17 protein-coding genes are annotated in these 21,013 nt (G+C 32.8%); 16 read left to right on the top strand and 1 reads right to left on the bottom strand.

Annotation, left to right across the window (positions count from 1 at the left end; translation table 11 throughout):
• The first annotated feature begins 12 nt into the window (after positions 1-12).
• The 14 genes from tsf (at position 13) to NSR03_RS06235 (ending at position 18,234) form a co-directional block, all read left to right on the top strand.
• Positions 13-891: a translation elongation factor Ts gene (gene tsf, locus NSR03_RS06300; protein ID WP_002507857.1), complete on the top strand. Its 879-nt coding sequence runs from the start codon at positions 13-15 to the stop codon at positions 889-891.
• 132 nt (positions 892-1,023) lie between these two features.
• Positions 1,024-1,746, top strand: coding sequence for a UMP kinase (pyrH, locus tag NSR03_RS06295; RefSeq protein WP_069820798.1), 723 nt, complete (start codon positions 1,024-1,026; stop codon positions 1,744-1,746).
• A 16-nt stretch (positions 1,747-1,762) separates the two neighbouring features.
• Positions 1,763-2,317, top strand: coding sequence for a ribosome recycling factor (gene frr / locus NSR03_RS06290; protein ID WP_002507855.1), 555 nt, complete (start codon positions 1,763-1,765; stop codon positions 2,315-2,317).
• A 233-nt stretch (positions 2,318-2,550) separates the two neighbouring features.
• A complete protein-coding gene (locus tag NSR03_RS06285; protein WP_002507854.1) occupies positions 2,551-3,315 on the top strand; it encodes an isoprenyl transferase in 765 nt (254 codons plus the stop codon).
• Between the two features lie 17 nt (positions 3,316-3,332).
• Positions 3,333-4,115: a phosphatidate cytidylyltransferase gene (locus NSR03_RS06280; RefSeq protein ID WP_002507853.1), complete on the top strand. Its 783-nt coding sequence runs from the start codon at positions 3,333-3,335 to the stop codon at positions 4,113-4,115.
• Positions 4,116-4,442: 327 nt separating this feature from the next.
• Positions 4,443-5,729, top strand: coding sequence for an RIP metalloprotease RseP (gene rseP / locus NSR03_RS06275; protein ID WP_021338739.1), 1,287 nt, complete (start codon positions 4,443-4,445; stop codon positions 5,727-5,729).
• 19 nt (positions 5,730-5,748) lie between these two features.
• Positions 5,749-7,449, top strand: coding sequence for a proline--tRNA ligase (locus NSR03_RS06270; RefSeq protein ID WP_002512313.1), 1,701 nt, complete (start codon positions 5,749-5,751; stop codon positions 7,447-7,449).
• 362 nt (positions 7,450-7,811) lie between these two features.
• Positions 7,812-12,128 carry a PolC-type DNA polymerase III gene (locus NSR03_RS06265; protein WP_002512314.1) on the top strand — a complete coding sequence of 1,439 codons (4,317 nt, stop codon included), beginning with the start codon at positions 7,812-7,814 and terminating at the stop codon, positions 12,126-12,128.
• Between the two features lie 187 nt (positions 12,129-12,315).
• A complete protein-coding gene (rimP, locus tag NSR03_RS06260) occupies positions 12,316-12,783 on the top strand; it encodes a ribosome maturation factor RimP (RefSeq protein ID WP_069820799.1) in 468 nt (155 codons plus the stop codon).
• A 23-nt stretch (positions 12,784-12,806) separates the two neighbouring features.
• Complete coding sequence (nusA, locus tag NSR03_RS06255) at positions 12,807-13,982, top strand: transcription termination factor NusA (protein ID WP_069820800.1); 1,176 nt, start codon at positions 12,807-12,809, stop codon at positions 13,980-13,982.
• A 17-nt stretch (positions 13,983-13,999) separates the two neighbouring features.
• Positions 14,000-14,284 carry an RNase P modulator RnpM gene (gene rnpM / locus NSR03_RS06250; protein ID WP_002507847.1) on the top strand — a complete coding sequence of 95 codons (285 nt, stop codon included), beginning with the start codon at positions 14,000-14,002 and terminating at the stop codon, positions 14,282-14,284.
• A complete protein-coding gene (locus tag NSR03_RS06245) occupies positions 14,281-14,598 on the top strand; it encodes a L7Ae/L30e/S12e/Gadd45 family ribosomal protein (RefSeq protein ID WP_002507846.1) in 318 nt (105 codons plus the stop codon). Before rnpM ends, NSR03_RS06245 begins: the two co-directional genes overlap by 4 nt.
• A gap of 4 nt (positions 14,599-14,602) precedes the next feature.
• Positions 14,603-16,714, top strand: coding sequence for a translation initiation factor IF-2 (gene infB, locus NSR03_RS06240; protein WP_021338742.1), 2,112 nt, complete (start codon positions 14,603-14,605; stop codon positions 16,712-16,714).
• A gap of 524 nt (positions 16,715-17,238) precedes the next feature.
• Positions 17,239-18,234, top strand: coding sequence for a hypothetical protein (locus tag NSR03_RS06235; protein ID WP_256092608.1), 996 nt, complete (start codon positions 17,239-17,241; stop codon positions 18,232-18,234).
• Positions 18,235-18,298: 64 nt separating this feature from the next.
• On the opposite strand, the gene NSR03_RS06230 is transcribed toward NSR03_RS06235, so the two are convergent.
• Positions 18,299-19,171: an HTH domain-containing protein gene (locus NSR03_RS06230; protein ID WP_069820801.1), complete on the bottom strand. Its 873-nt coding sequence runs from the start codon at positions 19,169-19,171 to the stop codon at positions 18,299-18,301.
• A gap of 435 nt (positions 19,172-19,606) precedes the next feature.
• Here NSR03_RS06230 and rbfA point away from each other — a divergent pair, with 435 nt between their 5' ends.
• Together rbfA and truB are read left to right on the top strand one after the other, a co-directional pair.
• Positions 19,607-19,954 (top strand): 30S ribosome-binding factor RbfA, encoded by a 348-nt coding sequence (gene rbfA, locus NSR03_RS06225; RefSeq protein WP_031265894.1) that lies wholly within the window; start codon positions 19,607-19,609, stop codon positions 19,952-19,954.
• 128 nt (positions 19,955-20,082) lie between these two features.
• The gene (truB, locus tag NSR03_RS06220) at positions 20,083-21,000 is read left to right on the top strand and encodes a tRNA pseudouridine(55) synthase TruB (protein ID WP_069802238.1); all 918 of its coding nucleotides are present in this window, start codon (positions 20,083-20,085) and stop codon (positions 20,998-21,000) included.
• Positions 21,001-21,013: the final 13 nt, after the last annotated feature.

Genomic DNA, 21,013 nt, shown 5'->3' with positions numbered 1-21,013 from the left:
GAGGAATATGAAATGGCAATTTCAGCTAAACTTGTAAAAGAATTACGTGAAAAAACTGGTGCAGGTATGATGGACTGTAAAAAAGCTTTAACAGAAACTGATGGTGACATCGACAAAGCTATTGATTACTTACGTGAAAACGGTATTGCAAAAGCTGCTAAAAAATCTGACCGTATTGCGGCAGAAGGTTTAGTTCATGTTGAAGAAAAAGGCAATGAAGCAGCGATTGTAGAAATTAATTCAGAAACTGATTTCGTAGCTCGTAACGAAGGTTTCCAAGAATTAGTGAAAGAAATTGCTAATCAAGTATTAGAAACAAAGGCTGAAACAGTAGAAGCCTTATTAGAAACTACATTAGCTGATGGTAAATCAGTAGACCAACGTGTTAAAGAATCTATCTCAACTATCGGAGAAAAATTAAGTATCCGTCGTTTTGCTATTAGAACAAAATCAGACAATGATGCTTTTGGTTCTTATTTACACATGGGCGGACGTATCGGTGTGTTAACTGTAGTTGAAGGTTCAACTGATGTCCAAGCAGCTAAAGACGTAGCTATGCACATTGCTGCAATCAACCCTAAATATGTTTCATCTGAACAAGTAAGCGAAGATGAAATCAATCACGAAAGAGAAGTTTTAAAACAACAAGCACTAAACGAAGGCAAACCAGAGAAAATTGTAGAAAAAATGGTTGAAGGTCGTTTACGTAAATATTTACAAGAAATATGTGCAGTTGACCAAAACTTTGTAAAAGATCCTGATCAAACAGTTGAAGCTTTCTTGAAATCAAAAGGTGGAAAACTTGTTGACTTTTTACGTTATGAAGTAGGCGAAGGCATGGAGAAACGCGAAGAAAACTTTGCTGACGAAGTAAAAGGACAAATGAAATAATTTTTCATAGTTAAAACAAGAAAGAAGACACCTTTGTGCTCCGTATGAAAGATTTACTTTTGTATTGGAAGACCTATTGTGTCTTCTTTACTTGTATCAATTACATATTTTTACAATAGAGAGGATAAGACAATGGCTCAAACTTCTAAATACGATCGTGTTGTTTTAAAATTAAGTGGCGAAGCACTAGCAGGTAACGATGGATTTGGAATTAATCCAATTACGATTAAAAGTGTGGCTGAACAAGTAGCCGAAGTTGCAAAGATGGATTGCGAAATTGCAGTTATCGTTGGCGGAGGTAATATTTGGAGAGGTAAAACGGGTAGTGACCTAGGCATGGATCGTGGTACTGCTGATTATATGGGTATGTTAGCTACAGTAATGAATGCTTTAGCGCTACAAGATAGCCTTGAACAATTAGAATGTGACACACGCGTTTTAACTTCAATTGAAATGAAACAAGTTGCAGAACCATACATTCGTCGTCGTGCAATTAGACACTTAGAGAAAAAACGTGTAGTTATTTTTGCAGCGGGTATTGGTAATCCATACTTCTCAACTGATACTACAGCAGCTCTACGTGCGGCTGAAGTTGAAGCCGATGTTATCTTAATGGGTAAAAATAATGTTGATGGCGTTTACTCTGCTGATCCAAAAGTAGACCCTAATGCTATTAAGTATGAACATCTTACTCATATTCAAATGTTACAAGATGGTTTACTAGTAATGGATTCAACAGCGTCTTCATTCTGTATGGATAATAACATTCCGTTGAATGTATTCTCAATTACTGAAGAAGGTAATATTAAACGTGCAGTAATGGGTGAAAAAATAGGAACAATAATAACAAAATAATTAGAGGTGTATGAGAATGAGCGACATTATTAATGATACGAAATCAAAAATGCAAAAATCTGTTGATAATCTTTCAAGAGAATTAGCTAATATTAGTGCCGGAAGAGCCAACTCCAATTTATTAAATGGCGTAAATGTTGATTACTATGGTGCTCCAACACCAGTTCAACAACTTGCTAGTATCAATGTGCCAGAAGCACGTTTATTAGTAATTGCACCATATGATAAATCATCTGTCGGTAATATTGAAAAAGCGATCAATGCTGCTAACTTAGGTGTGAATCCTTCAAGTGACGGAGAAGTTATACGTATTGTTATTCCAGCATTAACTGAAGACCGCCGTAAAGAACTTGTAAAAGAAGTTAAGAAAATTGGCGAAGATGCGAAAGTAGCAGTTAGAAATGTTCGTCGTGATTCAAATGATGTACTTAAAAAACAAGAAAAAAATGGCGATATCACTGAAGATGATTTAAGATCACAAACAGATGATGTACAAAAATTAACTGACAACTCAATTAAAGAAATTGATAAATTATTAGAAGAAAAAGAAAAAGATATAATGTCAGTATAAACATGGTAATGATGATTATACTTCTATTCACTCATTAAGGTATATAATTACTTATAGTTAGAGCTTGAAGAAGAGGTATATCATTTATTTATCTGAACTGTATCAAATCAGACTTTGGTACAGTTTTTTTATTTGTTTATTCAATGCACCTATCTATTATGATAAAATGGTAGATAATTGCATCTAGAATCTAATTATAATAAACAGAGATGATCAAGCTCGGAGGAAATACCATGTTTAAAAAGTTAAAAAAGAAGAAAGAAAATCAGTATAAGCAATCCGATATAGATTTGGAAGTACATAATATACCCGAACATGTTGCTATAATTATGGATGGTAATGGTCGTTGGGCAAAACAAAGAAAATTGCCTAGAATAAAAGGTCACTACCAAGGTATGCAAACTGTTAAAAAAATTACTAAAGCAGCTAGTGATTTAGGAATTAAATATTTAACATTGTATACTTTCTCTACAGAAAATTGGACAAGACCTAAAAATGAAGTGAATTACATCATGAACTTGCCAGTTAACTTTTTAAGAACATTTCTACCAGAGTTGATAGAAAATAATGTTAAAGTAGAGACGATTGGTTTTATTGAGCATTTACCAACATCTACACTTAAAGCGATAGATAAAGCAAAAGAAGAAACGAAAAATAATACGGGCTTAAAATTGGTCTTTGCTATAAATTATGGCGGACGAGCCGAAATTGTCCACAGTGTGAAATCAATTTACGACAAATTGACTGCTGAAGGTTTAACAAGTGAAGCAATCACTGAAGAAATGATTAATGAGCATTTAATGACTCATTGCTACCCTGACCCAGATCTTTTGATTAGAACATCAGGAGAGCAACGTATTAGTAATTTCCTAATCTGGCAAGTATCTTACAGTGAATTTTTATTTAATGAAAAATTATGGCCAGATTTTGATAAAGAAGAATTAATAAACTGTATTAAAATTTATCAATCTCGTCAAAGGCGTTTTGGGGGATTATAAGTAGTTAGGAGAATAGTATGAAAGTTAGAACTTTGACGGCAATCATAGGACTTATCATTTTCCTCCCGGTCTTACTAAAGGGCGGAGTTATATTAATGCTGTTTTCGTATTTATTAGCGTTCATAGCATTGAAAGAATTGCTGAATATGAATATGATTAAGTTTTTATCGGTGCCAGGTATCATAAGTGCGTTAGGAATTTTAATTATTATGTTACCTCAAGGTGCGGGTAACTGGGTTAATGATTTACAATTAAAGTCATTAATAGCAATGAGTTTTATTTTATTAAGTTATACAGTGCTTTCTAAAAATAGATTTAGTTTTATGGACGCTGCATTTTGTTTAATGACGATTGCGTATGTTGGTATTGGTTTCATGTATCTTTATGAAACACGATCTGAAGGCTTACACTACATACTATTTGCATTTCTAATCGTATGGTCAACAGATACAGGGGCATATATTTTTGGTCGTTTAATGGGCAAACATAAATTATGGCCTGTGATTAGTCCTAATAAAACAATAGAAGGTTTTGTTGGTGGATTGATTTGTAGTTTAATTATTCCACTTGTTATGATTATGTTTGTAGACTTTAATATTGCAACGTGGATATTATTAATTGTTACGATCATTTTAAGTATGTTTGGACAACTTGGTGACCTTGTTGAATCAGGTTTCAAACGCCATTTTGGTGTGAAAGACTCTGGTCGAATTTTGCCTGGTCATGGTGGTATTTTAGATCGCTTTGACAGTTTTATGTTTGTATTGCCACTATTAAACATCTTGTTAATACAAGCTTAACTACAGATTCAAAGTGATACTATACAATTATATAAACAAAAATAAGGAGTTAATGAGATAAAATAACTGAGTGCTTCAATGCAGTTATTTTATTTATTAACTCCTTTTCACAAGCAAAAATACTTTGTGTAATTACGACTGTACAATGATAAGAATAATGTAAGCGAGTGACTAGAAGACATATTAAAGTTACGTGTGTCACTCAGCATTGTTGTGTTATACTTTTATAATCTAAAGTAAGCAGTTAGTCATAAGAAAATGAATCATATGAATTAATATATGAAGTATGAGCAAACAATTTATTTCGAAAATATGAGGTGTAGCAAAGTGAGTTTTCTAGTAACAATTATTTCATTTATAATCGTTTTTGGTGTCCTTGTCACAGTTCATGAGTATGGACATATGTTTTTTGCAAAACGCGCAGGCATTATGTGTCCGGAATTTGCAATTGGTATGGGACCTAAAATATTTAGTTTCAGAAAGAATGAAACGTTATATACGATTCGATTATTACCTGTCGGAGGTTACGTACGCATGGCTGGTGATGGTTTAGAAGAACCACCAGTTCAACCAGGTATGCATGTAAAAATAAAATTAAATGACAAAGATGAAATTACGCACATCATTTTAGATGATCAACACAAATTTCAACAAATTGAAGCAATAGAAGTAAAACAATGTGATTTTAAAGATGGCTTATTCATTGAAGGGGTAACATCATATAATCAAGAAAGACAACGCTATGCAATAGCTAAAACGTCTTACTTTGTAGAGAATGGTAGTTTAATTCAAATTGCACCTAGAGATCGTCAATTCACGTATAAAAAGCCTTATCAAAAATTCTTAACTTTATTCGCAGGACCATTGTTTAATTTCTTACTTACATTAGTATTATTTATTGGTCTAGCATATTATCAAGGTACAGCAACAAATTCAGTTGATGAAGTTGTTAAAGATTCACCTGCTGAACAAGCAGGTCTTAAATCTGGTGACACGATTGTTAAAGTAGGAAACCATAATATTGATGGTAAAGATGATATTGATAAAGCAGTAAAAGAAATTAAAGATAACAAGACAAAATTAGTCGTCGAACGTAATGGCAACAAGCAAACATTTGATATTAAACCTAAAAAGGTTGAACAAAAAGTAACGAAAACACACTCAGAAACAAAATATTTATTAGGTTATAGTGCAGCGACTGAACACACTATTTTCAAACCAATTGCAGCGGGTGTGGAACAAACACTTAGTGCAGGTAAAATTATTTTCACTGCAATTGTAAGTATGATTGCAAGCATTTTCACTGGAGAATTCTCATTTGATATGTTGAATGGTCCAGTAGGTATATATCATACTGTCGACTCTGTCGTTAAAACTGGTATAATTAACTTGATTTCATGGACTGCTTTGCTAAGCGTTAACTTAGGATTAATGAATTTACTACCAGTACCAGCGTTAGATGGTGGACGAATTTTATTTGTCATTTATGAAGCAATCTTTAGAAAACCAGTAAATAAAAAAGCAGAAACTACAATTATCGCCATTGGTGCCGTATTTGTATTAATCGTTATGGTATTAGTGACTTGGAACGATATTCAGCGTTATTTCTTATAAGAGGGAGAGAAGCATTTAAATGAAACAATCAAAAGTATTTATACCAACTATGAAAGAAGTGCCAGCTGGTGCTGAGGCATTAAGCCATCGACTATTATTAAAAGCAGGCTTAATCAAACAAAGTACAAGTGGAATTTACAGTTACTTACCAATTGCAGCGAGAGTATTAAATAATATTGAAGCTATCGTACGCGAAGAGATGGAGCGTATTGATGCGGTTGAAATATTAATGCCAGCATTGCAACCATCAGAATTATGGGAAGAATCAGGACGTTGGAGTGCATATGGTCCAGAACTTATGCGTTTACAAGATCGTAATGGCCGTCAATTTGCGCTTGGACCAACACATGAAGAAGTTGTGACTTCAATTGTTCGTGATGAATTGAAATCATATAAACAACTGCCAATGACACTTTTCCAAATACAATCTAAATTTAGAGATGAAAAGCGTCCACGTTTCGGTCTATTACGTGGTAGAGAATTTATAATGAAAGATGCTTATTCTTTTCATGCTGATGAAGCGTCACTAGATGAAGCATATGAAGATATGTACCATGCATATGGTCGCATCTTTAATCGTGTAGGTATTAACGCGAGACCTGTTGTTGCTGATTCAGGTGCAATTGGTGGTAGTCATACACATGAATTTATGGCGTTAAGCGAAATCGGTGAAGACACGATTGTGTACAGTGAGCAAAGTGATTACGCTGCAAATATTGAAAAAGCTGAAGTGGTTTACCATCCTAATAAAAAACATGAAGATGTACAACCGTTAACAAAAATTGAAACGCCAAATGTGCATACAGCACAAGATCTTGCGACATTTTTAAATAAACCATTAGACGAAATTACTAAATCTATGATATTTAATGTCGATGGTGAATTTATATTAGTATTAGTTCGAGGTCACCATGAAATTAATGATATTAAATTAAAAGCTTATTTTGGTACTGACAATGTGGAGTTAGCAACTGAAGATGAAATTATTAATATTTTAGGTGCAAAACCAGGTTCACTGGGTCCAGTTTTCGATAAAGACATTAAAATTTATGCAGATAATTTCATTCAAGATTTGAATAATATCGTCGTTGGTGCGAATGAAGATGGATATCACTTGTTAAACGCAAATGTCGATCGTGACTTTGAAGTAGAAGCCTATGGAGATTTTAGATTCATTTTAGAAGGTGAATTATTAGCAGATAGCTCAGACAAAGCGCACTTTGCAGAAGGTATTGAAGTAGGCCAAGTCTTTAAACTTGGAACAAAATACTCTGAATCAATGAACGCTACGTTCTTAAATGACCAAGGTAGAGCACAACCATTATTAATGGGATGTTATGGCATTGGTATTTCAAGAACATTAAGTGCAATCGTTGAACAAAATAACGATGAAAATGGTATTATTTGGCCAAAATCAGTCACACCATTTGAATTACATTTAATCACAATCAATCCTAAAAAAGATGACCAACGTGAATTAGCGGATCAATTATATACGCAATTAAAAGAAAATTATGATGTACTTTATGATGACCGTAAAGAACGTGCTGGTGTGAAATTTAATGATGCTGATTTAATCGGTTTACCAATACGTATTGTCGTAGGCAAAAATGCTGCAGAAGGCATTGTAGAAGTTAAACGTCGCGATACTGGTGACAGTGAAGATGTGCATATCGATAATTTAATCAATTATGTAAATGAATTATATACAAATTTATAATCTATAAGAGAATTGCTAGATGTTACTTATATAAAATCATAAGGCTGACGCACAAATTCAACAATCTATATTTGTGAGTGTAAATTAAAAATATACACTAGCTGTCTCATTTTTAGATATGTTTGACTCAAACTTTTAAGGAGGGGGCGGGAATACGAAATCAAATTTTAAAGTTTGATTTCTGTTCCGCTCCCATTTATTATTCACAAAAATATGAATTTAATTTATTAAGTTTAACTATTAGAATTTCACACATATCCGTTATAATATAGAGAATGGAATAATAATACATACACCGTCATTTAATGTAAGTAAGCATATACAAGTAAAGCAGTGTAATTAATAGTAAGGTGGTTATCGTCATGGCAATGACAAATCAGGAAAAATTTAAAATCCTAGCTGACCAAATTAAAATAACAAACCATTTGGAACCAGAAATTTTGGAACAAAGTGAACTAACGCGTGTGGATGTTAAGACAACAGATCGTACATGGGTGTTTCAAATCACATTACCACACTTTCTATCAATAGAAGATTATTTGCTTTTTACAGGTGCAATTACAGAAGAGTTTAAATCAATTGCAAATGTAGAATGTAATATTACGATAAATAATAAATCAAACCAAGATGAATATGCGATAAAGTATTTTAATCATTGTATTGATCAAACACAACTTTCACCTAAAGTAAAAGGACAATTAAAGCAAAAACGCTTAATTATGTCGGGAGATGTGCTAAAAGTAACTTGTCAAAATGATGTCGAGAGAGATCATTTTGATAAAGCCTGTAATGGTAGCTTAGTTAAAGCTTTTCAACAGTGTGGATTCGATATTAGTAAGATAGTTTTTGAAACGGATAGCGTTGGAAACGAAGATGATTTAGCATCATTAGAAGCACATATTCAAGAAGAAGATGAAAAGAGTGCACGTGAAGCTACTGAAAAATTAGAAAAAATGAAAGCCGAGAAGGCAAAACAACAAGATAATAATGAAAGTTCGGTAACTAAGTGTCAAATTGGTAAACCAATCCCAATTGATAATATTAAACCTATAGATTCTATCATTGAAGAAGAATTCAAAGTAGCAGTTGAAGGTGTTATTTTTGATATTAACTTAAAAGAGTTGAAGAGTGGGCGACACATTGTAGAGTTGAAGGTAACTGACTATACAGATTCGCTCGTATTAAAAATGTTCACTCGTAAAAACAAAGATGATTTAGATAACTTTAAGGCATTGAGCGTCGGTAAATGGGTTCGCGCACAAGGACGCATAGAAGAAGATTCATTTGTTCGTGATTTAGTGATGATGATGTCGGATATTGAAGAAATTAAAAAAGCTACGAAACAAGATAAATCTGAAGAAAAACGAGTAGAATTCCATTTGCATACGGCAATGAGTCAAATGGATGGCATACCTAATATTTCAGCGTACGTAGATCAAGCAGCAAAGTGGGGTCATAAAGCTATTGCAGTGACTGACCATAATGGTGTTCAAGCCTTTCCAGACGCACATGCGGCAGCTGAAAAAAATGGTATTAAAATGATTTACGGAATGGAAGGTATGTTAGTTGACGATGGTGTACCTATTGCATATAAACCTATGGATCGTGATTTGAAAACTGCAACATATGTTGTATTCGACGTTGAGACGACCGGTTTATCCAATCAATACGATAAAATTATTGAGCTCGCTGCAGTCAAAGTTAAAGACGGGGAAATCATTGATAAGTTTGAACGTTTTAGTAATCCACATGAACGTTTATCCGATGTTATTATTAATTTGACACATATTACGGATGATATGTTAGTTGATGCACCAGAAATAGAAGAAGTTCTTACTGAGTTTAAAGCATGGGTAGGGGACGCTATTTTCGTTGCTCATAACGCATCCTTTGATATGGGCTTTATAGATACTGGATATGAACATGTCGGTATTGGTGCGTCTACAAACGCTGTAATAGATACACTTGAATTATCAAGAACAATCAATACTGAATACGGTAAACATGGATTGAACTTCTTAGCCAAAAAATACGGCGTAGAGTTAACACAACACCATAGAGCAATTTATGATACGGAAGCAACGGCTTATATGTTTATTAAAATGCTTAAACAATTAGAAGAACTTGACGTTCATAATCACCAAGATATTAATACATCGTTATCAAATGAAGACGCATACAAACGTGCACGTCCGAACCACGTCACGCTTATTGTTCAAAATCAACAAGGTCTTAAAAACTTATTCAAGATTGTAAGTGCGTCCTTAGTCCAATATTATTATAGAACACCTAGAATTCCACGTTCATTATTAGATGAATATCGTGAAGGTATTCTCGTTGGTTCTGCATGTGACGAAGGAGAAGTATTTACTGCAGTAATGCAAAAAGATCAGTCTCAAGTTGAACGTATAGCTCAATACTATGATTTCATAGAAATTCAACCGCCTGCTTTATACCAAGGCTTAATTGATAGAGAACTGATACGTGATAATGAAACATTATATGAAATATATAATCGTTTAATTCGTGCGGGTGAAGTCAACGATATTCCAGTTATAGCTACAGGAAATGCACACTATTTGAATGAACATGATTCGATTGCGCGTAAAATATTGATTGCTGCACAACCTGGTAATCCATTAAACCGTTCTACATTGCCAAAGGCGCATTTTAGAACTACAGACGAAATGTTAGACGAATTGCACTTCTTGGGTGAAGAAAAAGCCTATGAACTTGTCATTAAGAATACTAATGAGCTAGCAGATCGTATAGAGCGTGTTGTTCCAATTAAAGATGAGCTATATACACCAAGAATGGAAGGCGCAAATGAAGAAATTCGAGAAATGAGCTATTCTAATGCAAAAGACCTCTACGGTGATGATTTACCACAAATTGTAATTGATCGTCTTGAAAAGGAATTAGAGAGTATTATAGGTAATGGCTTCTCTGTTATATACCTCATTTCACAACGACTAGTTAAAAAATCTTTAAATGACGGATATCTCGTTGGTTCACGTGGTTCTGTAGGATCAAGTTTTGTAGCAACTATGACAGAAATCACAGAAGTTAATCCATTGCCACCACATTACATTTGTCCAAAATGTAAAACGAGTGAATTCTTTGATGATGGCTCTGTTGGCTCTGGTTTTGATTTAGCAGATAAAAAATGTGAAACTTGTGGTAGCGACCTTATTAAAGAAGGTCAAGATATTCCTTTTGAAACATTCTTAGGCTTTAAAGGCGATAAGGTACCAGATATTGACTTGAACTTTAGTGGAGAATATCAACCGAATGCACATAATTATACAAAAGAATTATTTGGTGATGATAAAGTATTCCGTGCTGGAACAATTGGTACAGTCGCAGAGAAAACAGCTTTTGGTTATGTGAAGGGTTATTTAAATGACCAAGGTATCCATAAACGTGGCGCAGAAGTAGATAGACTTGTTAAAGGTTGTACAGGTGTTAAACGTACATCTGGACAACATCCAGGTGGTATTATTGTAGTACCTGATTATATGGATATATATGATTTCACACCTGTACAGTTCCCAGCGGACGATCAGTCTTCATCTTGGATGACAACGCATTTTGATTTCCACTCCATACATGATAACGTTCTGAAGTTAGATATACTTGGACACGATGATCCAACAATGATTCGTATGTTACAAGACTTATCAGGAATAGATCCCAAAACAATTCCAGTGGATGATAAAGAAACGATGGGCATCTTTAGTTCGCCTGAACCTTTAGGTGTTACACAAGAGGAAATTTTATGTAAAACTGGCACGTTTGGTGTACCAGAATTTGGTACTGGCTTTGTTAGACAAATGTTAGAAGACACAAAACCAACAACATTTTCAGAACTTGTTAGGATATCAGGATTATCACATGGTACAGATGTATGGTTAGGGAACGCTCAAGATTTAATACGTTCAGGTAAATGTGATTTAGCGAGTGTAATCTGTTGTCGTGATGATATTATGGTTTATTTAATGTATAATGGTTTAGAGCCGTCACTTGCCTTTAAGACAATGGAATTTGTGCGTAAAGGTAAAGGGTTGACTGACGATATGGTCGAAGCAATGGTAGACAATGAAGTACCTGATTGGTATTTAGATTCATGTAGAAAAATAAAATACATGTTCCCTAAAGCCCATGCCGCAGCTTATGTGTTAATGGCGGTAAGAATTGCTTACTTTAAAGTACATTATCCACTATATTATTATGCAAGTTATTTCACAGTACGCGCATCTGACTTTGATTTAATTACAATGATTAAAGATAAAGAAAGTATTCGTAATACTGTTAATGATATGTACTCACGTTATATGGATTTAGCTAAAAAAGAAAAAGATACTTTAACAGTGCTTGAAATAATGAATGAAATGGCACAACGTGGTTTCCGTATGCAGCCAATCAGTTTAGAAAAAAGTAAATCATTTGAATTTATTATTGAAGGCGATACTTTGATTCCACCATTTATATCTGTTCCAGGTTTAGGTGAAAACGTTGCACAAAGAATTGTAGAAGCTCGTGAAGAAGGTCCATTTTTATCTAAAGAAGATTTAAATAAAAAAGCTGGTTTATCACAAAAAGTAATAGAATACTTAGATGAATTAGGTTCTTTACCTAATTTACCTGATAAAGCGCAATTATCAATTTTTGATATGTAATGAACAAAAAGACTTAATAAATAACAAAAAGCATGAATGAACTTGTCATTATAGGCTTTTTACAAATATAGTTATTTGTCTACCAAATAAACATATGATATAATAACAGTGCTTAAAAAATTAGACTCAGGCAGAAAGAGTGGGCATAATACCCGCTCTTTTCTATTTGCCAAAACAGGAGGTCAGCATGAGTAAAATAACTGAGCAAGTTGAAGTAATAATTCAACCTGTCCTTGACGACTTAAATTTTGAATTAGTAGAAGTTGAGTTTACAAAAGAAGGAAACGATCATTTTTTAAGAGTATCTATCGATAAAGAAGGTGGCGTAGATTTAAATGATTGTGCGCTTGCTTCTGAAAAAATAAGTGAAGTAATGGATTCAGAAGATCCTATCGAACAGATGTATTATTTAGATGTTGCCTCACCTGGTGCTGAAAGACCAATTAAAAAAGAAAAAGAATATCGCAACGCTGTGACTAAACCAGTATTTGTTTCTTTATATGCTCCAATCGAAGGCGCAAAAGAATGGCTAGGTATATTGCAATCAGTTGATGATGAAACAATAGTTATGGAAGTTAAAGAGAAATCAAAAACAAAACAAGTTGAAATACCAAGAAGTAAAATCGCTAAAGCACGTCATGCAGTAATTATATAACGTGACGAGGAGGATGATAAATCGTGTCAAGTAATGAATTATTATTAGCTACTGAGTACTTAGAAAAAGAAAAGAAAATTCCTAGAGAAGTATTAATTGATGCTATCGAAGCGGCATTAATTACTGCTTATAAAAAGAACTATGAAAGTGCAAGAAACGTTCGTGTTGAATTAAACATGGACGAAGGTACATTTAATGTTATCGCACGTAAAGAAGTGGTTGAAGAATCATTTGATAACAGAGAAGAAATCGACTTAAGTACGGCACTAGTAAAAAACCCTGCTTATGAAATTGGTGATATCTACGAAGAAGACGTAACACCAAGTGATTTCGGACGCGTAGGGGCGCAAGCAGCTAAACAAGCTGTTATGCAACGTTTACGTGATGCTGAACGTGAAATACTATATGATGAATTCATCGACAAAGAAGATGATATTGTTACTGGTCTTATTGACAGAGTAGATCATCGTTATGTATATGTGAATTTAGGGCGTACTGAAGCTGTATTGTCCGAAGCAGAAAGAAGCCCAAATGAAAGCTATATTCCAAATGAAAGAATAAGAGTGTATGTGAACAAAGTTGAACAAACTACAAAAGGACCACAAATATACGTTTCAAGAAGCCATCCAGGTCTATTAAAACGTTTATTTGAACAAGAAGTACCAGAAATCTTTGACGGTACAGTAGTAGTTAAATCTGTAGCTCGCGAAGCTGGCGATCGCTCAAAAATCAGTGTACACTCAGACAACCTTGACATCGATGCAGTAGGTGCTTGTGTAGGTTCTAAAGGTAGTCGTGTTGAAGCTGTTGTTGAAGAACTTGGCGGCGAGAAAATTGATATTGTGCAATGGGATGAAGATCCTAAAGTGTTTGTAAAAAATGCTTTAAGCCCGTCACAAGTATTACAAGTTATTGTTGATGAAGAAAATCAATCAACTGTAGTTGTAGTGCCAGATTATCAATTATCATTAGCTATAGGTAAACGCGGACAAAACGCCCGTTTAGCTGCTAAATTAACTGGTTGGAAAATTGATATTAAATCAGAAACAGATGCTAGAGAAGCAGGTGTCTACCCGACAGATGTTGAAGGCACAGAAGATCAACTTAATGATGTTGTTGACGAAGAGAATGTTGATTTGGAAGACACAGTCAATGAAGACTCTGAAACAGTAACTGAAGAAGAAGACTCTGAAAAATAACTTGGGGTGATAACTTTATGAAAAAGAAAAAAATTCCAATGCGTAAATGTATACTTTCAAATGAAATGTACCCTAAGAATGACATGATTAGAGTTGTAATTAATAAAGACGGACAAATTTTTGCTGATGCAACTGGCAAACAACAAGGCCGTGGCGCTTATGTATCTAAAAATGTTAAATTAGTAGAAGAAGCGCAACAAAAAGAAACATTAGAAAGATATTTCAAATCTGATGCTGAAACGTTAGAGCCTGTTTATAAAGAGATTATACGTCTTATTTATCGTGAAGAGATACCTAAATGACAAAAGAAAAAATCGTGAATTTTTTAGGTTTAGCAATGCGTGCAGGAAAAGTTAAAACAGGCGAATCAGTCATTATAAATGATTTGAAGAATAATAAATTAAAGCTCGTAATCATTGCAACAGATGCTTCTGACAACACAATGAAAGTGATGCAGAACAAATGTGAAAGTTACCATATATCATTACGTATATTTGGAACAAGAGCTGAATTAGGACAAGCTTTAGGTAAAGCAGAACGTGTAAACATTGGAATCACTGATCAAGGCTTTGCTAAAAAGTTATTGTCAATGATTGATGAATATCGTAAGGAGTGACTATATGAGTAAACAAAGAATTTACGAATACGCTAAAGATTTAAAATTAAAGAGTAGAGATATTATCGACGAATTGCAGAAGATGGACGTTGAGGTAACAAGTCATATGCAAACGTTAGAAGATAATCAAATTCACGCATTAGATAAAATTTACAAACCTGAAAAAGCAAAAGAAGCAGAGAAAAAACAACAAAAAACTGCTCAAAACAAGCAACAATCATCAAATAATAAAGGTAACCAAAACAACAAGAATAATCAAAATAATAAAGGTAACCAAAATAATAAATCAAACAACAATAAACCGAATAACAAAAAGAATAATAAAAAATCAAAACAAATCAAACAAGAAGAACCTAAAGAAATTCCAGAAAAAATCACTTATCAAGAAGGTATTACAGTAGGTGAACTTGCGGAGAAATTAAACGTAGAGTCTTCAGGTATTGTTAAAAAACTATTCTTACTTGGTATTATGGCTAATATTAATCAATCATTAGATGAAGAAACACTAGAGTTAATCGTTGATGATTACGGTGTTGAAGCTGAAAAAGAAATTGTTATTGATGAAGAAGATTTATCAATTTACTTCGATGATGAAACTGAAGATGAAGATGCTGTTGAACGTCCAGCAGTTGTTACAATCATGGGACATGTTGACCATGGTAAAACAACGTTACTAGATTCTATTCGTCATACAAAAGTAACAGCTGGAGAAGCTGGTGGTATTACACAACATATTGGTGCTTACCAAATTGAAAATGATGGTAAAAAAATTACATTCCTAGATACTCCAGGTCACGCAGCATTTACAACAATGCGCGCGCGTGGTGCACAAGTAACGGATATAACTATTTTAGTTGTAGCAGCTGATGATGGTGTTATGCCTCAAACAATTGAAGCAATCAATCATGCTAAAGAAGCAAATGTACCTACAATTGTTGCTGTTAACAAGATTGATAAACCGACATCAAATCCAGATCGTGTAATGCAAGAATTAACTGAATATGGTTTAGTACCTGAGGATTGGGGCGGCGATACAATCTTTGTTCCACTCTCAGCATTAAGTGGAGATGGCATTGATGATTTAATAGAAATGATTGTACTTACTTCTGAAGTACAAGAATTAAAAGCTAATCCAAGCAAAAAAGCTGTTGGTACAGTAATCGAAGCTGAATTAGATAAATCACGTGGACCATCAGCCTCATTATTAGTACAAAACGGTACACTTAACGTTGGTGACTCTTTAGTAGTTGGAAATACGTATGGTAGAATTCGTGCTATGGTCAATGACTTAGGTCAACGTATAAAAACTGCAGGACCATCTACACCAGTTGAAATTACTGGTATTCATGATGTGCCAAAAGCAGGCGATCGATTTGTTGTTTTCAAAGATGAAAAACAAGCAAGACGTATTGGTGAATCTCGCCATGAAGCGAACGTAATTCAACAACGTCATGAAAGTAAGAGTGTTTCATTAGATAACTTGTTTGAACAAATGAAACAAGGTGAAATGAAAGATTTAAATGTCATTATTAAAGGCGATGTGCAAGGTTCAGTAGAAGCGCTTGCTGCATCTCTAATGAAGATAGACGTTGAAGGCGTAAATGTACGTATCATTCACACTGCTGTGGGTGCAATCAACGAATCTGACGTTACACTAGCTAACGCTTCAAATGGTATCATTATTGGCTTTAACGTTCGTCCTGATACAGGTGCGAAACGTGCTGCTGAAACTGAAGGCGTTGATATGCGTCTACACCGCGTTATTTATAGTGTTATAGAAGAAATTGAATTCGCAATGAAAGGTATGCTAGATCCAGAATTCGAAGAACAAATTATTGGACAAGCAGAAGTTCGTCAAACGTTCAAAGTTTCTAAAGTTGGTACAATCGCAGGTAGTTATGTTATTGATGGTAAAATCACGCGTAATGCTGGCGTTCGTGTCATTAGAGACAATATTGTACAATTTGAAGGTGAATTAGATACACTAAAACGTTTTAAAGATGATGCTAAAGAAGTTGCTAAAGGTTACGAATGTGGTATCACAGTTGAGAAATACAATGACTTAAAAGAAGGCGACATTATCGAAGCTTTCGAAATGGTTGAAATAAAAAGATAAGTAATTGGAGATTAATCCAATTTAATGACAAGAAAGCCTCCAATAATTTGGAGGCTTTTTATATTGACTTCAGATTTGTATATATGGCAGATAATCACTTCAATTTATAATTTTATGTTGAAAATATAAGTGGATTTTTTAATGTAATTATTAGAATTAAAGTGCTATCCAAAAGTGAAATATATAAGTATAATGATATTATTACATAAAAATCTAACAATTTAGTTTATAGATTAAAATATAACATGACTCAACTATACAACTTCAACTAGAAATAGAAATTTTAACACCTCGTAATAATGTAGCTTACTTTAAATATCAAATTAAAAAACGCCTTAACGAAACAATTTTCACAACAATTAAATCTTATATTAAAAGGGTAACATATGTTTTTCAACATCATATGTACTTATTTGGTTGCGAATAAGTAAAAATATTGTAGTAAAATTTGGGGATAACTATTTTATTGACACTAGTTGTCTATGTACTTAATTACAATTAAATGAAATAGGAGGTTATAAATGATGAGTGAATATTTAAGGGAAATCAATGAATTTTGGCAAGAATATTTAAAGCAATATAACTCTATTTATGATCAAAATACTTTAGAACAAATTATAAAAAATGATGATACAACAGCATTTTTACATCCACAGGATTTAGCGTATTTTAAAGAACATTTTGGGAATAACTTTACTGAAATACCTAGATTTAAAAAAATGATAGACTTTGCAAATGGAAAAGTAATTATTGATAAAAATAGACAAAGAATTTTATTTGAAAATGCAGAAATAAACCCTGCTATAGCTAGACCATATTTTGGAAACCCTGATTTAGCAGATATTGTTATATTAAAAAAACAGCCCGAAAATGATTTTAAAATGTATGAACCCGATATACCAGAATCTGTAGTGATAGATTATCGCCAAAGAATATTATTGGATATACAAGGTAGATTAACATTTAATGGAGAGAAACTGTTTTTACCCTATATCGATAAACATAGATGGTTTATGAAATATTTATATAACGCTTCTTCGACTTTAAAACGTTTTAATATTGATCCAAACAGAGTTATGGTACTTAACTTTTTCCCTTATCAATCGGGTCATACTGCAGGAATACCTAAAGATTTTTTAACATTTAAACATGGCTTACCTTCTCAGCGAATGAGTTTTGATTTGTTGTTGAAACTTTTAAACGATGATAAGCATCGTATATATCTTGTTAGTGAGGAAGAACTATATATTTCGATTTTAAAGAACTTTGCTCATAGTTCTTTATGTGACTATCTAATTGATCATTTATTCGTACTTGCTTCAAAACAAAATCGGTATGTTACTTTATGCAATGTGCTAAGTTACCAAGAACACAAAATACGTTTAAGAAAAAAACAAGAATTGAGTAAAATAGAATACTACAATTGGAATAAAGAACAAAGAGAAAAACGAGAAAAAGGTAATTCAGATTTTTATAGAAAAATTAGCACAATGCAAAAAGATGTAGAACATCAACACTAAAATATAAATTATAAAAAAGCCTATATTCAGCATAGAAGATATCTAAGGCGAGTATAGGCTAATTTTAAATGTCATAGTTTTTAAATATAGTCTGGATATGTGTTTTGAATTCATCTACATAATATTGAGGTTCTATGATTGTAATATACTGTGGATATTCATATGCAATTTGTAGGCTTTCTTTTTTTGAAATAATAATATTAGCGATAGTTCCATAATCATTTTTAGTTGTGTCAATAATAATGAACTGTCTTTGTATTTCGGACCAAAGAGGATCTTTAATAAGTATTTTTACAGCCTGAATATCTGAAAAAATAGCTTTATCAAACACTTCGTCAAGTTGATCGATATTTATAATTGATGACAAATTTAATATTTGTATCTTTCCTTGATACAAATAAGTAAACCAATATTTGTTTGAAAAATATCTAGTATATATAGGTATTACTTTTATAGTCAAATCATGACTTATATGAATTGCAACAAAGTTATTATTTTCAATTGCTAGTTGGAGTCTAAAAATTAACGTGGTTTTGCTCATCTCACGAGTCACTTTGAACTGGCTTAAGAGTTTGTTAGACAATATTTTTTCAGCAAGATTAGAGTTTGCGTTCAGCCCTCTAATGAGATTATAAGTATCTTCATGTATTATCGGTGTGAAATTTTTCAATCTAAAGAGCAAGTTAAGTAATCTATTATTTTTAAATTTATATCTGTCGATTCTTAAACAATGTTTTTCAAAGTTATTATCATATATTATTTCACCATCAAGGCCATGCCATTCATTATCTTCGTATAAAAAATTATTAATATCACTAAAATCTCGCTGTATGGAACGAACATTGACATTTAGTCGCTGGGCGAGTTCTTCTTTATTGAGTTTCTTTCCGTTTAAAAAGCGGGTATAAATATATAAAAGTCTTTCTGGTTTTTCCAATCATTTACAACTCCTAAAATAAATAAAATTAATTATTAAGTTGTCTTATAGTATAACATTATAGTTTATATAATGTGTGAAACTATATAAAAAATATTTATAGACAAAGGAAATGCATTTGTACGTCAGAAAATCCACTTAAAATAACAGTTGGGCATAATATTAAACACTTAAGAAATTTAAAATAGATTTTATTGACTATTAATGAAAAAATGTTTCATAATATAACAGTTAGGAATTAAAATAATGCCTAAGTGTCATAAAATGTTTATTTTTTGTTAATAATGTACAATATAAAGTGTACAGGACTCGAACAAAACTTTTGAAAATAGTAGTTACTGAAATAATAAATTTGTTTGACGTTATGAAATGAACTGTCATATAATCTTTAAGTAAGGAAACATTTCCCGGACAAATAAATCGTGTGAGGTGAATATAATGAATATGAGAGCTGAACGTGTTGGCGAACAGATGAAGCAAGAAATTATGGATATCGCTAATAACAAAGTCAAAGACCCAAGAATCGGATTTTTAACGATTACAGATGTGCAATTAACAAATGATTTATCAATTGCAACAATCTATTTAACAGTATTAGGTAATGAAAAACAAAAAGAAGATACTTTTAAAGGGTTAGAAAAGGCAAAAGGTTTTATTAAATCTGAACTAGGTTCAAGAATGAGATTACGAATTATTCCTGAATTGAATTTTGAATATGATGAATCAATTGATTACGGAAATAAAATTGAAAGAATGATTCAAGATTTACACAAAAAAGATTAATTATTATAACAAGCTGGAACAAAATCTCTTTAGATTTTATGTTTCAGCTTTTTTACATAACACAAAGTAAGCTGAGTCATGTTAATATGTAAGTAATGTAAAAAAAGAGCATTAAAGGTGGCGTGGAAATGTATAATGGTATTTTGCCTGTGTATAAAGAACGTGGTTTAACAAGCCACGATGTAGTATTTAAATTGAGGAAAATTTTAAAAACAAAAAAAGTTGGACATACTGGTACTTTAGACCCTGAAGTATCAGGCGTTTTACCTATATGTATTGGTGGTGCAACAAAAGTTAGTGATTACATCATGGATATGGGAAAATCTTATAAAGCGACTGTTACACTTGGAAGCAGTACAACTACTGAAGATCAAACTGGTGAAATCCTTGAGCAAACAACTATTGCTCAAGATGAAATTATAGCTCAGGACATTGATCAAATATTGAATCAATTTGAAGGAACGATTACTCAAATACCACCGATGTACTCATCAGTAAAAGTGAATGGGAAAAAATTATACGAATATGCAAGGAATAATGAAGAAGTAGAAAGACCAGAGCGACAAGTTAATATTATACAAATTAAACGCACATCAGAACTTCGCTTTGAAGACGAAAGTTGCCATTTCGATATTTTAGTTGAATGTGGCAAAGGAACATACATCAGAACTTTAGCGACAGATATTGGAAAAGCCTTAGCATTTCCAGCCCATATGTCAAAATTAACTAGAATTCAAAGTGGTGGGTTTGATTTAGAGGAGAGTCTCACACTCAATGACGTTGCAGAATTACATGAGCATGACACGTTACAAGAAAAGTTATTTCCTATAGAATATGGGTTAAAAGGTTTAAAACAAATTTTGATTTCAGATGAAATAGTAAAAAGGAAAATTTTAAACGGCCAAAAATTTTATAAAAAAGAATTCACAGAAGCAATAGATACGATAGTGGCATTAGTAGATGTTACAGACAATAAAGTCTTAGCAATTTATGCACCACATCCTGAAAAAAATGACGAAATTAAGCCTAAGAAGGTATTTAACTAAAGGAGAAATACGC

The sequence above is a fragment of the Staphylococcus sp. FSL W8-1207 genome, from assembly GCF_038003745.1.
In the GTDB taxonomy this organism is placed as follows: Bacteria; Bacillota; Bacilli; order Staphylococcales; family Staphylococcaceae; genus Staphylococcus; species Staphylococcus equorum.
This window is presented reverse-complemented; position numbering and strand designations above follow the sequence as displayed.